Annotated in this window: 14 protein-coding genes; 5 read left to right on the plus strand and 9 right to left on the minus strand. The window is 55.9% G+C overall.

Going from position 1 to position 14,190, the window contains the following annotated elements; all coding sequences use genetic code 11:
- The 3 genes from dapB to asd all read right to left on the minus strand — a co-directional run bounded on the left by dapB (position 1) and on the right by asd (position 2,849).
- Complete coding sequence (dapB, locus tag U8U01_RS09155) at positions 1-768, minus strand: 4-hydroxy-tetrahydrodipicolinate reductase (RefSeq protein ID WP_322173554.1); 768 nt, start codon at positions 766-768, stop codon at positions 1-3.
- A gap of 30 nt (positions 769-798) precedes the next feature.
- The gene (dapA, locus tag U8U01_RS09160) at positions 799-1,689 is read right to left on the minus strand and encodes a 4-hydroxy-tetrahydrodipicolinate synthase (protein ID WP_322173555.1); all 891 of its coding nucleotides are present in this window, start codon (positions 1,687-1,689) and stop codon (positions 799-801) included.
- Positions 1,690-1,769: 80 nt separating this feature from the next.
- Positions 1,770-2,849, minus strand: coding sequence for an aspartate-semialdehyde dehydrogenase (asd, locus tag U8U01_RS09165; protein ID WP_322173557.1), 1,080 nt, complete (start codon positions 2,847-2,849; stop codon positions 1,770-1,772).
- A gap of 190 nt (positions 2,850-3,039) precedes the next feature.
- Between asd and queA the strand changes: the two genes are divergently transcribed.
- A complete protein-coding gene (gene queA, locus U8U01_RS09170) occupies positions 3,040-4,065 on the plus strand; it encodes a tRNA preQ1(34) S-adenosylmethionine ribosyltransferase-isomerase QueA (protein ID WP_322173660.1) in 1,026 nt (341 codons plus the stop codon).
- A 532-nt stretch (positions 4,066-4,597) separates the two neighbouring features.
- Here queA and U8U01_RS09175 read toward each other — a convergent pair.
- Positions 4,598-5,488: a LysR family transcriptional regulator gene (locus U8U01_RS09175; protein ID WP_322173559.1), complete on the minus strand. Its 891-nt coding sequence runs from the start codon at positions 5,486-5,488 to the stop codon at positions 4,598-4,600.
- 131 nt (positions 5,489-5,619) lie between these two features.
- Here U8U01_RS09175 and U8U01_RS09180 point away from each other — a divergent pair, with 131 nt between their 5' ends.
- The 4 genes from U8U01_RS09180 (at position 5,620) to U8U01_RS09195 (ending at position 8,909) form a co-directional block, all read left to right on the plus strand.
- On the plus strand, positions 5,620-5,862 hold the full coding sequence (locus U8U01_RS09180; RefSeq protein ID WP_322173560.1) for a hypothetical protein: 243 nt from the start codon (positions 5,620-5,622) through the stop codon (positions 5,860-5,862).
- Positions 5,863-5,867: 5 nt separating this feature from the next.
- A complete protein-coding gene (locus tag U8U01_RS09185) occupies positions 5,868-7,052 on the plus strand; it encodes an MFS transporter (protein WP_322173561.1) in 1,185 nt (394 codons plus the stop codon).
- Positions 7,053-7,074: 22 nt separating this feature from the next.
- Positions 7,075-7,638, plus strand: a complete 564-nt coding sequence (locus U8U01_RS09190) for a flavodoxin (protein WP_322173563.1) — start codon at positions 7,075-7,077, stop codon at positions 7,636-7,638.
- 80 nt (positions 7,639-7,718) lie between these two features.
- The gene (locus U8U01_RS09195; RefSeq protein ID WP_322173565.1) at positions 7,719-8,909 is read left to right on the plus strand and encodes a DUF362 domain-containing protein; all 1,191 of its coding nucleotides are present in this window, start codon (positions 7,719-7,721) and stop codon (positions 8,907-8,909) included.
- A gap of 88 nt (positions 8,910-8,997) precedes the next feature.
- On the opposite strand, the gene U8U01_RS09200 is transcribed toward U8U01_RS09195, so the two are convergent.
- From U8U01_RS09200 to U8U01_RS09220, 5 genes are all read right to left on the minus strand, one after another.
- Positions 8,998-9,456 carry a nucleoside deaminase gene (locus tag U8U01_RS09200; protein WP_322173566.1) on the minus strand — a complete coding sequence of 153 codons (459 nt, stop codon included), beginning with the start codon at positions 9,454-9,456 and terminating at the stop codon, positions 8,998-9,000.
- Positions 9,456-10,613, minus strand: a complete 1,158-nt coding sequence (locus U8U01_RS09205; RefSeq protein WP_322173568.1) for a CPBP family intramembrane glutamic endopeptidase — start codon at positions 10,611-10,613, stop codon at positions 9,456-9,458. The genes U8U01_RS09200 and U8U01_RS09205 overlap by 1 nt, the downstream gene beginning before the upstream one ends.
- Positions 10,614-10,841: 228 nt before the next feature.
- Positions 10,842-11,759 (minus strand): helix-turn-helix transcriptional regulator, encoded by a 918-nt coding sequence (locus tag U8U01_RS09210; RefSeq protein WP_322173662.1) that lies wholly within the window; start codon positions 11,757-11,759, stop codon positions 10,842-10,844.
- A 42-nt stretch (positions 11,760-11,801) separates the two neighbouring features.
- Positions 11,802-12,353, minus strand: a complete 552-nt coding sequence (locus U8U01_RS09215; protein WP_322173569.1) for a response regulator — start codon at positions 12,351-12,353, stop codon at positions 11,802-11,804.
- Positions 12,354-14,051 (minus strand): sensor histidine kinase, encoded by a 1,698-nt coding sequence (locus U8U01_RS09220; RefSeq protein ID WP_322173570.1) that lies wholly within the window; start codon positions 14,049-14,051, stop codon positions 12,354-12,356. It lies immediately after the preceding gene.
- Between the last annotated feature and the right edge of the window lie 139 nt (positions 14,052-14,190).

The following is a 14,190-nucleotide window of genomic DNA, read 5'->3' on the forward strand; positions in this document are numbered from 1 at the left end:
TTAACCTTCCTTTCCGCTGTGCACCAGATGGGACATATCGTAAAGCCCGGCGCCCTGCCCGGCCATGAACACCGCGGCATTGACCGCGCCGGCGGCAAACAGTTCTTTGGACTGGGCCGAGTGGGAGAGGGTGATCACCTCGTGCCGGCCGGCGAAGATCACCTGGTGCTCCCCCACAATGGTGCCGCCCCGGATGGAGTGGATGCCAAGTTCCCCGGCGTCCCGCTTTTTCCGCTGGGAGTGCCGGTCGTAGGTGAACTTCATGGCATTGCCCCGTGCCTGGTTGACGGCATCGGCCAGCATAAGGGCCGTGCCGCTGGGCGCGTCGATCTTCTGGTTGTGGTGGGCCTCCAGAATTTCCACGTCAAAACCGGGGCCCAGCACGGAGCCGGCGGTTTTGGCCAGTTCCATCAGCAAGTTAATGCCAAGGGACATATTCCTGGAGTAGAAAACCGGCAACTCTTTGGCGGCGGCCCGGACTTCTTCGGCCTGCTCCGGGCTGTAGCCGGTGGTGCACAGCACCGCGGCGGTGCCGGGGTGGGCGCGGCAGTAACTTAAAATGGGGGTAAGGGCGCTGGGGTGGGAGAAGTCCACCACCACGTCGGCCTCTTCCGCCACCTCATGGATATCCCGGTACACCGGGAACCCGAACGCGCCCCCGGCCAAGTCTACCCCTGCCACTACCGTGCAGTCGGGGCGCTCGTTTACAAAGCCTCGTACAGCCGCGCCCATTTTGCCGGTGCAGCCGCAAAGCAGCAATTTGATCATGGTTTCACATCCTGGCTTTTCTCAAGATTTTTACACCAGCCCGTGCTTTTTCAGGAGGGCGGCCATGGCGGCCTGTTTGCCCTCCGGCATGGTGGTCAGGGGCATACGGCAGAAGTTAGTGGAGATCAGGCCCATCTGCCAAAGGGCCTCTTTTACGGGGATGGGGTTTACGTCCATAAACAGGCCGTCCATCAGGTCAATGTACTGGCTGTTAAGCTTTCTGGCGGTGTCCAGATCGCCGTCCAGCACGGCGTGGGTCAGGTTGCGCATTTCTTGGGGCAGCACATTGGAGAACACCGAAATGACCCCCTTGCCCCCCAGGGCCGTAATGGCCAGGGCCTGGCTGTCCTCGCCGGAGTACACGGCCAGCTCATCGCCGCAAAGGGCGATGGTACGGGCCACGGAGGCGGTGTCGCCGTTGGCCTCTTTGGTAGCTACGATATAGGGGTTTTTCGACAGGGCCTGGTAGGTTTCCGGCAAAATGTTGCACCCGGTGCGGCTGGGCACATTGTAGAGGATGCAGGGCAACTCCACGCAGTCGGCAATATAGTGGAAACTTTCCACCAGCCCCTTTTGGGAGGTCTTATTGTAATAGGGGGTGACCAGCAGCAGCCCTTCGACGCCCAGGGCCTTGGCTTGCAGGGAGAGGTTGACGCAGAAACAGGTGTCGTTGCTGCCGGTGCCGGCAATGACAGGCACCCGGCCCTTGGCTTTTTCCACAATAAAGGCGATGGTTTTTAGGTGCTCCTCGCTGCTCATGGTGGCGGCCTCGCCGGTGGTGCCGCAGGCGATGATGGCGTCTACGCCGCCTTCTACCTGCATTTCTACCAGCTTTTCCAACTCATCCCAGGCAACCTCGCCCCGGCAGTTAAAGGGTGTGGCGAGCGCGGTGCCTACGCCGGTGAAAATGGTGTTTTTCATAGGGGATCCCTCCTGAAAATTGTGTGGGCAGATACCCCCCGGCACCCTAGGCCGGGTGCCGGGGGCGGAGTGAAACGGAATCAGTCAAAATAGCCCAGCTTGCACAGCAACTCGGCCATCAGCACGCCGCCGCCGGCCGCGCCCCGCAGGGTGTTGTGGGACAGGCACACGAACTTGTAATCATACTGGCTGTCCGGCCGCAGCCGCCCGGCGGAAATGGCCATGCCGCCCTCCAGGTCCCGGTCCAGCTTGGGCTGGGGCCGGTCGGGCTGGTCGAAGTAGTGGATGAACTGTTGGGGGGCGCTGGGCAGTGCCAGCTCCTGGGCAGGGCCTTTAAATTCTTTCCAGCGCCGGATGATCTCCTCGACGCCCACCTTTTTTTCCAGGGAGAAGAACACGGCCGCCGTGTGGCCGTCGCTGACCGGCACCCGTAGGCACTGGGAGGTGATGGAGGGGGCCGTGGCGTTGACGATCACCCCGTTTTCCACATGGCCCCAGATCTTCATGGGCTCCTGCTCGGATTTCTCCTCCTCGCCGCCGATGTAGGGGATGACGTTATCCAGGATTTCGGGCATGGTTTCAAAGGTTTTGCTGGCGCCGGAAATGGCCTGGTAGGTGCAAGCCAGCACCTTGGTGACGCCCAGGTCCAGCAGGGGATGCAGGGCGGGCACATAGCTTTGCAGCGAGCAGTTGGACTTAACCGCGATAAACCCTTTTTTGGTGCCCAGCCGCTGGCGTTGGTGGGCGATGACCTGGTGGTGGTCCGCGTTGAGCTCCGGGATGATCATAGGCACATCCGGGTCGCCCCGGTGCTCCTTATTGTTGGAGATGACCGGGCACTCGGCCTTGGCGTAGGCCTCTTCCAAGGCGGTGATCTCCGGGGATTTCATGTTGACGGCACAGAACACAAAATCTACCAGGGGGAGGATCTTTTCCATATCCGCCTGGGCGTCATAAACAGGGAGCCCGGCCAGGTTGGCCGGCACAGGGGTAGGCATGGCCCAGCGGCCGGCTACGGTTTCCGCATAGGTTTTTCCGGCGGAACGGGCGCTGGCGGCCAGGGCCGTCACCTTAAACCAGGGATGGCCTGCCAACAGGGTGGCAAACCGCTGGCCTACCATGCCCGTGCATCCGATGATCCCAACACGATACTGTTTCATTTTTTCAATCCCTTTCCAAAAGAAGATAGGCAACCGGTTGAAAAATCCCCGGCCATCCGGTATAATAAATGCTATAAATACCGCTTTATTATACCCCAGACCAGCCCGCTTGTCAATTTTTTCAGCGCGGTTATCCTACCTATATTATGAATTTTTCTTTGGGAGAGTGACCAATATGGAGCAAAGCCCGATGCGGACCCATGATTTTTTCTTTGACCTGCCCCCGGAACTGATCGCCCAGACCCCGGTAGAGCCTAGGGATTCCTCCCGGCTGATGACCCTTGACAAGGGTACCGGCCAGGTGGGGCACCGGCGGTTTACGGATATACGGGACCTGCTGCGCCCGGAGGACTGCCTGATTTTGAATGATTCCCGGGTGCTGCCCGCCCGTATTTTCGGGGTTAAGGAGGATACCGGGGCCTATGTGGAGTTCCTGCTTTTGGAGAACAAAGGCCAGGACACCTGGGAGGCCCTGTGCAAGCCCGGCAAGCGGGCAAAGGAGGGGAGCAGGTTCCAATTTGGCGGCGGGCTGTTGGCCGGGGAGGTAACGGAGGTCCGGGAGGACGGGAACCGGCTGGTGCGCTTTACCTACCAGGGGGAGTTCTTCAGCCTTTTGGACAGGATTGGCCAGATGCCCCTGCCACCGTACATCCGAGAAAAGCTGGCGGACCAGGAGCGCTACCAGACGGTTTATGCCAGGGAGGCGGGATCGGCCGCGGCCCCGACGGCAGGGCTGCATTTTACCCCCCGGCTGCTGGAGGAGATCCGGGAGAAGGGGGTAGGGGTGGGCTTTGTGACCCTGCACGTGGGGCTGGGGACCTTCCGGCCGGTGAGCGCCGAGCGCGTTACGGACCACAAGATGCACGCCGAGCACTACCATATGCCCGCTGCCACGGCCCGGCTGATCAACGAAACCAGGGCGCGGGGGGGCAGGGTGATTGCCGTTGGCACCACCAGTTGCCGCACCATTGAGTCGGTGGCCCAGCGGGAGGGCTGTTTCCGGGAGAGCAGCGGGTGGACGGATATTTTTATCTACCCGGGTTATACCTTCCAGGGGGTGGACGGGCTGTTGACGAACTTCCACCTGCCGGAAAGCACGCTGATCATGCTGGTTTCCGCGCTGGCGGGGCGGGAAAATGTGCTGGGTGCCTACCGGCAGGCGGTGCAGGAGCGGTACCGCTTTTTCAGCTTTGGGGATGCGATGTTGGTGGTGTGAGTGGGGGAAGGCTTGTGGGGGATGGGGGCGGCGTAAAACACGAAATGTTTCAATTTGAGCTGTAGCCGCATACCACCAGCACCTGGGAGCAGGTCACGGCCAATGTCAATGCCGCCCTCGGCCAAATTTTTTCAGCCGATCTGGTGCTTGATGTCCTCCACTTTCAAATCCAGCAGGGCGGCCAGTTCACTGGGGAGCGTCTGATATCTCTGCTTGTTGTTTCCTTCTCGGAAAGGCAAGTGCTATTCGGCCGGCAAAGCGCGGCTTATCAACCCAGTAGTAATCGTGAGATTAAAAAAATTATGAAAAGGAAAGCCCGCCTGTAAGATAGCACAGGCGGGTTCTATTTTTGAAAGCTGAAAGAAGAAACAGGGGAGAACGCCCTGGATTTTTGATGATTTATTGAAACTGTGCAGATTTTAAGACAGGCAGTGACTTGAATTTTGAGAAACGGAAAACAAAAAAGCTTGCTGTTTCTCGGATAATTCCTGAGAACCCCATTCATCTGTGAAGGATGGTCTGCCTTGGATGGCTATTCCTCATGCGAAAAGCCATACCGTCCTTTCATTTCCTGCAACAGCAATTCCGCTGCCGGAGAGAATACCTGGTACTTCTTCCAAATCACATAAAGTTTGGTTTCCAGCCTGGGAGATAGGGGACGGAAACAGAGATTGTTCTCCAAGCCGGTGTTTGCCAGCTTGTCAAAAGAGAGCAGGTAGCCAATGCCCTCCCGGACAAGGATGGAGCCGTTATAGGCGAGATTGATGGTGGCAGTCACGTTTAGCTGGTCGACTTTTTCGCCGAACAGCCGGGGAAGGTCCTCACGCAGTCCCTGGCGGGATACGATCAAGGGCTTGTCTAGCAGGTCCTCCACGCCCAGACTCGCTTTGGCGGAAAGGGGGTCGTCACGGCGTAGGACTACACCCCAGATATCCGCCCAGGGCAGTTCCAAATAGTTGTGCTTGGACAAGTCTACCGCCTGCGCCGTTACGGCATAATCTAGAAGGCCCTGCTCCAGGCGCCCGGCCAGGTCATTGGTATCGCCGCTGTAAAGATGAACTCTTATCCCTGGATGCTGTTCCTTGAGGTCCTTCATGCACTTTGCCAGGTGCTTTATGCCCTCCGATTCGGCGCAGCCGATATGGATGTCCCCGCCGGTAATGGCTCCCAGAGCCTTAAACTCCTCTTCAGTCTTGTCCACCATGTCCAGAATATCCTCGGCCCGCTTTCTGAGGAGCATACCCTCCTCAGTCAAGCGCACGCTGAAACTGCTTCGGGTAAATAGCTTTTTACCCAACTCGCCCTCCAAGTCCTTTAGCTGCTTGGAAAGGGTGGGTTGGGAGATGTGCAGCCTTTGCGCGGCATGGGTGATGCTGCCCTCTCGCGCCACCTCTAAAAAGTAGCGCAGAACGCGGATTTCCATTTTTGAATCACCTCCCATACAGTATAGCATAGGACGTTATTCTATTCAAGAATAACATGATATAGAAACTAGGTATTTGCTATTTCAACGCGCCCGCCTTATAATTAAGACCACAAGGAGAGTGATGAAAAATGCCTGAGGCTCACGACGTTTCCGAATGTATCCGTCAAAATCTGTTGGACGCGGGATGTGATAAGCAGACGGTTGATTCCTGCATGGACGATTTTACAGCAGGCGCCCCAGGGAAAATGCTCCGAAGGCTGGCAAAGCACTGGCGGGCGCTGCTGGATGCCCTACACCGGGAACAGAAACATATAGACTGCCTGGACTATCTGGTATACACAATAGAGAAGAATAAAAGGGAAAAGGAGTGACCTACATGAATCAAAACAAAAATCTTGCCTTAAAAATTGCTCTGCTGTCCACCTGCCTGGTGTCCGCCTCGTTGAACGCTGTCACGGGACTGGTGCCGGAAATGGCGGCGGCTTTCCCTGGGGTGTCCCTGCCCACCATTGAACTGATAGCAACGGTTCCCTCTCTGTTTCAAATGGTGGGCGTGCTGGGTGAGCAGTTCCTTGCAAAAAAGCTGGGACACAAGGGGGCCATGCTGCTGGGCCTGCTGTTCTGCGCCATGGGTGGGATCATCCCGGTTTTCCTGCCGTTGTTCCCGGTGATTCTTGTTACCCGCTGTTTCTTCGGTACCGGCTGCGGGCTGCTTATGTCCTCGCTGCTGACGCTGATCGTCCACTTCTTTGACGGCCAGGCCCGTAGCACCATGATCGGCCTCAACGGCGGCATTTCCGGCGTTGGCAGTGCCCTTGCCACCTTTGCGGCGGGCCAGTTGCTTGCCTTTGGTTGGAACGCGTCCTTCTCTGTGTACTTCTTGGGGTTTGCGGTCATGGCACTGGTACTGGTGTTCGTGCCTAAGACTGGCAGAAAGGACACAGTCCCGGCTGAAACTGTGGAAAAGAAAGGCGGCAAACTGCCGCTGGGTTTGTGGGGCCTGGGCGTGTTGATGTTCATCTCCGTTATGCTAGCAACTATGTACGTGATAAAAGCATCCACACTTATCGCTGATTACGGCTACGGTACCGCCAAAGAGGGCAGCTTGGCTATTACTTTCCTGTCCCTGGGATCTTTTGCCGCCGGGCTGACTTACGGCACTCTCCGGGTTAAGCTGAAAAAGCACGCCTTGACCATGGCCTTTGTTATATGCGCGGCAGGTTTCCTGCTGGGAGGATTTGCCAACAGCCTGGCTATGGTGTGGGCTGGGGCATTCCTGCTGGGATACGGCTACCTGATTTTCATGCCCTACCTGCAAGACCAGGCTAGCCGCAGCTACGGTGCTTACGGCGAAACTGCCACCAACCTGGTGCTGGTGTTCCAGAGCGTGGGGGCCTTTGTCACCCCCTGGTTGGGAAATCTGTTCGGTATGGTGAGCGAAGATTTGAAGGTGCAGTTTTTCATGACCGCCGCCTGTTTTATTCTGCTGGGTGCAGGGGCCCTTTGGCAGACGGTGAAATCTACAAAGGAAAATCATGTGAGCAAAGCTGTAAACGCATAAAAGGATAGAGTGGGGTGTGTTTATGGCGCAAAAAATCGTATTTCTCCTGCTGTCTGTTCTCCTATTGCTGACAGGCTCAGCCTGCGCGGTGGAGGGGGAATCAACAGTGAGCAGCGCTGTTGTGCCGCCCGGCCAGGATAGCTCGAAGATACTGGTTGCCTACTTCTCAGCGACCGGTACCACCCGCCCTTTGGCAGAGTATGCCGCGGAGCATCTTGGTGCGGACATCTACGAAATTACGCCCCAGGAGCCATACACGGAGGAGGATTTGGCCTATTACACAGACTGCCGTGCCGACCGGGAGCAGAATGACCCTAGCGCCCGGCCCACCATCTTCGGCAGCGTGGAGGACATGGGCCAGTATGACGTGGTGTTCTTTGGCTATCCCATCTGGCACGGGCAGGCCCCTCGTATTATCAGCACGTTTTTAGAGAACTATGACTTTGCTGGCAAGACCATCGTGCCTTTCTGTACCTCCCACAGTAGCGGCATCGGCTCCAGCGCGGATAATCTGTATGATTTGGCGGCGAGTGCGGAGTGGCTTGAGGGAAGCGGTTTGGCGCCGGCACCAGCAGAGATGAGATAAACGGCTGGATAGATGGCCTGGATTTGCCTATTCAATCAGCAACCCTTCCTTATGATGGTACTTTCCCCCAGCACGAACATATGGGCGAGGGAACCGGAGCCATGCCGGGCCGGGTGGTCTGGGCGCATGACCCAACTTCTGTAAGCTGGGATGGCAGCGGCTACTGGTGGGAACTTTCCCACTTTGACGAAACAGCCATACAGAAGATGGTGGATGAGAGCATTGCCCATCTGGGCGGCAAGTCTACCCAGAAAGAGGGATGGCAGGCACTGTTCGCCTACAAAAGCGAGGGCGGCTACCGTGCCGGGGAAAAAATCGCTATCAAGGCCACCATCAACGGATCGGCGGTGATGGATGAGGATAACTCTGGCGAAACTGCCATGAGTTATACAAACCCGGTGTTGCTTAAGGCTCTGCTGGTTTCTCTGGTAGAAGATGCGGGAGTTGCTCCGGGTGATATTACGGCGTATGATGTGTCCAGGCTGTTCCCAGATTACATGGTGGAGTTGTGTACCAGAGGCGATTTACAAGGTGTGAACTTTGTGGGACGCAACAACGGTATTGCTGACGAGAGCGCGCCTATCGTCTGGCCCCAGGAGTTCAGCGGGCGGGTCAACTACCTGCCAACCCGTGTGACGGAGGCTAAGTACATAATTAACCTCGCCAATCTCAAGGGGCACAGCTATGGTATTACCCTTTGCGGCAAGAACCACTTCGGGAGTTTTATCAACGGCAACGCCATGCGCCCACCGGAGGGGGCAAATCTTCACCAATGGCTGACCAGGGACGAGATGGGTATTTACAGTCCCCTCGTGGATCTGATGGCAAACGCTGACCTGGGCGGTAAGACGGTTCTCTATATGCTGGACGCATTGATCTTCGCCCCCAGCGAAGGGGCGTCTATCACGAAAGAGAATGCTACATGGCAGCAGGAGCCTTTTAACGGCGGCTATACGGCCAGTGTGTTCGTCAGCCAAGATCTGGTTGCTATCGACAGTGTTGGCGCGGATTTTCTGAGCAATGAACCTACGGTTACTGGCTATAATCGGGCCACAGCCAGTGTGAATAATGAGAATTATCTCCATGAGGCCGGGATGGTGGGGAATGCTCCCTCTGGCACAGCTTATACAGACAGCCAGGGGCACAGTGCCACAAACCTGGGGACGCATGAGCACTGGAATAACAGCATAGAGAAAAAGTATAGCCGGAATCAGGGGAAAAGTGAGGGCATTGAACTTGAATCATTTTTTTATCATGGATATGGTGTGTAAAGTGCTGAGATGATAAAATAAAGCACATGAGATAAGCGAACAACAGCAGAAAGGCTCTGGGACAACACCTTGTCCCAGAGCCTTAACCTTACCGCAACCGCTGAAAGAAGTCGCGGAGCAATGAGCGGGCGGCATCCTCGCAGAGGCCGCGATAGACGTGGATGGGTGGGGCAGCGGGCAGCAGGCGCAGGTCGGTGGCAGAACCACAGCAACCAGCGGCGGGATCGTCTGCGCCGTAAATGACCCGTCCTAACCGGGCATTGATGGCCGCCCCCATACACATGGGGCAAGGCTCCAGGGTCACGTACAGGTGCGCGCCGGTGAGCCGCCAGGTACCGGCTTTCCGGCAGGCTTGCGCGATGGCCTCTACCTCGGCGTGCGCCAAGGCATTACCAGAGGTTTCCCGGCGGTTGCGGCCCTCCCCTATCACTTGGCCGTCCCATACTACAACCGCGCCTACGGGTACCTCACCAGCGGCGGCAGCCTCTTGGGCCAGGGCAAGGGCCCGGAGCATATAGCGCTTTTCCGGTAGGAACTCCCGTTCCATTACAGGAAGAGCACCGCGGTGTCCAGCAGTGCCAGGACAAACACAGCCCATATCAGCGGGGTGGAGAGGATGCAGGCAACGGTTTCCCCACCGCGCAGCGGGGGAAGGGCCATGGGCGCCGGTTGGGGTTGGGCATAAGCAGCCCGTGTGCGCTGTTTGCGGAGGTGGCCGATTATCAGCAAGATAACAAAGGCAATAGCACCCAGGAGCAGGGGGGCCAGCGTGAGCAGGGCCTGGAACAGCGTTTGCATCCAGGAATTCAGGGGCAGAAGTTTGGCATAGCTGCCCAACACCGCCAGGCCGTTGTTGGCGATATGGATAAAGACAGTGATCCAGAGGTTGCGGGTTTTTGCGTAAGCTATGGCCATGCCCAGCCCGGCAATGGTGGCAAAAACCACGCTGTAAAGGGTGAGGTGGGCTAGACCAAAGATCAATGCAGAGCCCACAATGGCAAAGCCCTGGCCAAAGGGCCGTAGGGCAGAGAAGATCACGCCACGGAAAGCAAATTCCTCTACAACAGGTACCAGTATGGCAACGAGGAAAAAGTCCAGGGCAAAGCGGCCCCAGGTGTCGCCCTGGCCAATCACGGCAAAAGAATCGTTAGCACCCAACATTTCTAACAGGGTTTCCAGGACAGCCGCAGGGTAATTGCCGGCTATGGATAACCCAAGCCCGGCTAATACCCATAAAAACCCGGTGAAAAAGCCGGTCTTTTCAAAGCGGAGAAAATCACCCCAACTGCCTTTATAGGCAAACATATAAATCAGCGCTGGCCCGGCAGTGCAAACCGGTGCCATGACCCCGGACATCAGCGTAAGGGACAGGGTGTCCGTACGGACGTCGATACCGGCGAACAGGAAGATTTGTGTAAGCAATAGTTGTAGCAGTACACTGGCCGTTACCTGTAGCAGGACAATGGCAGCGGCGCGGTTTAGGGTAAACCGTGCCCGGACCTTGCGGGGATCTTTGCGCTGAACGGCAAAGCTTGGAGCGGGATACCCGGCCGGGATATAATAGGGCACAGCCTGAACCGGCTGCGGATAGGTTGGCTGGGGCGGGTAATAGGTAGGGTAAGCTTGGTGAGCAGGGGCCGCAGACGGGGCAGGACTATGGTTGGTAGGTGGGGCAGGGTTATAAAACTGGTTCATATGGTTCATGGCCATTTTTCCTTTCGGTGGAAACGAAACTTGATAGAGAATATATCAAAATATATTATATACCAAAAAGCGGAAATGTACAAGGAGAAAAATTATCAGGGTGAGTTGAGGGTGAGTGGACGTTAGGTTCCTATACAATGGCAAAAAGGTGAAGGGAATAGTGGCGGTTGGTTCTCCGGGCGGGCAATTCCCCTATGCAGGCAGAAAACGCATTCGGGTATGCTCAGATTACGAATGCACCCTGCGGAATTCTGAAGGGGAAAGGGAGAAGTGGTCCCGAAACAGTTGGGAAAAGTAAGAAAAATTGCTGTATCCCAGTTGGGCGGCGATCTGGCTTACCGGCTGATCTGAGTGGGTCAGCATTTCTTTGGCAGCGTTCATTTTGGCATCTGTAATAAACTCCACCAGGGATTGGCCGGTTTTCTGGCGGAAGGTCCGGGAGAGGTACTCCGGGCTTACGTGGATATTTTCCGAAACCTGGTTGCGGCTGATTTCTCCCAAAACATGGCTTTCTACATAGGCCTTGGCGCGCTCGACTACAGTGGCCTCATCTCCCAGATCCAGTAGGCGGCAGACCTGCTGGTTGATGGTTTCCACCCAGTTAAGTAGCTGCGGCAGAGAATGGGCGGCCTCCTCTTGAAAAAAACTTTCCAACTTTTGAAAGGGAATTTGCTTTTGATTGAGGAAGGTCCCCAGCATTTGAAGATAGTGCTGATAGAACCGGGATAGGAATTCCCGGTTGAGTTGGGGGCAAGACTCCAAGTACTGTTTGACATGGGACGTCACCCCTTTGGGCTCCCCTTGCCTCAACAGGATGGTCCACAGCGGGAAGTCGGGTTTGGGCTTTGTCCAGGAGTGGGTGCCGCTTTCCTCCCGGTAAGGGAAGAAAAAGACCCCTGAAACTTCTACGATATCATGTTCTGTGTGTAAAAGCATAAGGAGCTCCGGCCTAAGCTCGTCTAGGGGGACTTCCCGGCCTGCACAGAGTAGGAAACCGGCCGGTAAGGTGGCGGCTGCCGTTTCCAGAAAAGAACCAAGCGCCTGGGAAAGGATGTCCTGGGGGATGGAACCAGGGAACAGGAGGAGAATTTGGTGGGCCAGGAGTAGGGGGCGGCAGAGGAGTTGGGGGAAGGAGTCTACAGCCATATTGACCACTGCCGGCTTGGTGCCCCAATAGCTGTTTTCCTCCTACTTTTGAAAGTCCTGCTTGCTGGCAATGAGTACAGGGGTACAGGTGTATTCCGGCGTAATGTCCACATGGAACTGGTGGGCGGCGCGCCGGATGGAATCCCATACAGGGAGTATCTCCCCCTGAACCAGTTGACGGAAAAAGGCCAACTGCCGGTTACCCCGTTCTGTCTGCATATCCTTCATGTGGGCGACGGCCTTACCAACCGCCTGTTTGACTTCATCGAATGAAACAGGCTTTAGGATGTACTCCAAAGTTTCCAGGGAAAGGGCCTCTTTGGCGTAAGCAAAGTTGGCATGGCCGGTGAGGAAAATACTGATGGTGCCATAGCCCTGCTCCCTTACCCAGTGCAGCAGTTCCAGGCCGGTGCCTGCGGGCATCTCAATATCGCAGAGCATAATGTCGACCTGTGCCTTGCCGAAAATCTTTTGGGCCTGGCTCATACTGAAAGCGGTGGACACCTGGGCGACACCCAGGGAATCCCAATCAATGGAATCCCGTAGGCGCTTTACGGTAAGATCCTCGTCATCAACAATCAAGAGATGTGCCATTTAAGCGTTTCCTCCCTCTATTGGGATGGTGATCGTGGTCAGGGCGCCCCCGCCCGGCGGATTGGATAGGGTCAGGCTGGCTTGATCCTGATAGAGCAGTGCCAGCCGCTTGCGCACATTTTCTATGCCCACATGGGGATTACCGGGGGCCTCCGGCAGCGTTCCATCCAATACATGGGCAGGGTAGCCGGGGCCGTTGTCCTGGATGGACACAACCAGCCGCCCGGCAGAGAGATAGGCGTTGATTTCCACCTGCACCGAATCCTCCCCGGTAAATGCGTACTTCATGGAGTTCTCTACAAAGGTCTGCAACAAAAACAGGGGTACTTTCCGTTCAGTTAGTGCCTGGGGGATTTGGCAGCACACGGAAAGCCGGTTGCTGTAGCGCAGTTTTTGTATGGCCACATAGCTTTCCATATGCCGTATTTCGTCTTGAAGGGGTACAAGGTCCGAGTGGGACTTCAAAGAGTATCGGAAATATTTCGTAAGGGCCAGCACCATTTCCTGAATGGTGGGAAAGTCCCCTACCTGGGCCAGGCTGTAAATTACATTGAGGCTGTTGATATAAAAATGTGGAGTCAGTTGTAGCTGTAAAAACTGCATCTCTGTCCGTTGGGCATCCAGTTGCTTTTCATAGGCGGATATTTTCAGTTGGCTGATTTCCGCGGCCATACGGTTAAAGTTGGCCCCGATCAGTTGGAATTCCTTGTAGACCCGGGGCTGTTGGAAACGGATAGACAGGTTCCCGTGGCCGAAATTCTGCATAACGGAGCAGATCTGGTGGGTAGGCGCCACGACCCGGCGGTGGATCAGGAGCAAAAAGAAAGGGGCGGCCAAAACCAGCAGGACAGTGATCAGGGCCGTTACATCCTGAAAGGTGCTAAGCCCACGCAGAATACTAGTGGTATGCAGTAGGGCCACCAGGGACAGATCCCCGCTATCCAGTGAAGCGGCGATGGTGTTATAAGTTTCCCCGTCAAAGCGGCAGATACCAAAGTCCTGTTGGCTTTTCTGGAGGTCAAATTGCTGGGAGAACTGGGGATAGCCGGAGAATAAAGGTGCTCCTGTCTGGGATACCAGCCCTACATAGTCCAGCTTATGGATTTCCGACTTGCCCAGATAGCCCAGGAATTTGGTAATGTCAATCCACACACCGATGTCGTAGTTACCCCGCCGTAAAATGCGTAAAAGGCAAAAATCATCCCCGATCTGGATGCCGGTCCAGTTAGAAACCCCGCCGTCTTCAAATGCCTGGGCATAAACTTTTGTTTGGGATACCAGGGCCTGCTTTTTTGCAAGATTATCGTAGCTTACCATGCTGGCAGTCAAACGGTCTTGCTTGGGACTGTAGGTGAATACACCGTCCAAAAAATCGTAGGTGCCCAAAATTTCCCCCAAAGCGTTGCGCACCCGCATCTGGCTCAGAACCTGGTCATCCTGTACAGAAAGGCCGGGGGAGGCCACCCCATCCTTCATATCCATGTTTAACAGGTTTTTCTCAATCATCGCCAAAATGGAATCCACCTGGTTGCCAAATAGGGAGATGGTATTCCGGCCTAAGCTGGCCGCTTGGCTTTGCAGCAGCCAGGCGGAATAGACGTTGCTGATGACCAGCAGGGCCAAAAGCGGCGCGATAATGGATACCAACAAAAGCGGGATGGCGGTTCGGATACTGTTAGAGAAGGGAAACTTTTTCACGTTTATCACCTCGCCGATGGCCGTTCTTTTTTATCATAATAACGGAGAAACTTGCCGATGTCAAGCGGTGGGAAGGTGAGAAGAAGGGGCGGGTTTTAAAAGGATGGCACAAAATCAACAATTCCGGTTACAAAAACGG

The sequence above is a fragment of the Acutalibacter caecimuris genome, from assembly GCF_034335085.1.
GTDB classification, from domain to species: domain Bacteria; phylum Bacillota; class Clostridia; order Oscillospirales; family Acutalibacteraceae; genus Acutalibacter; species Acutalibacter caecimuris.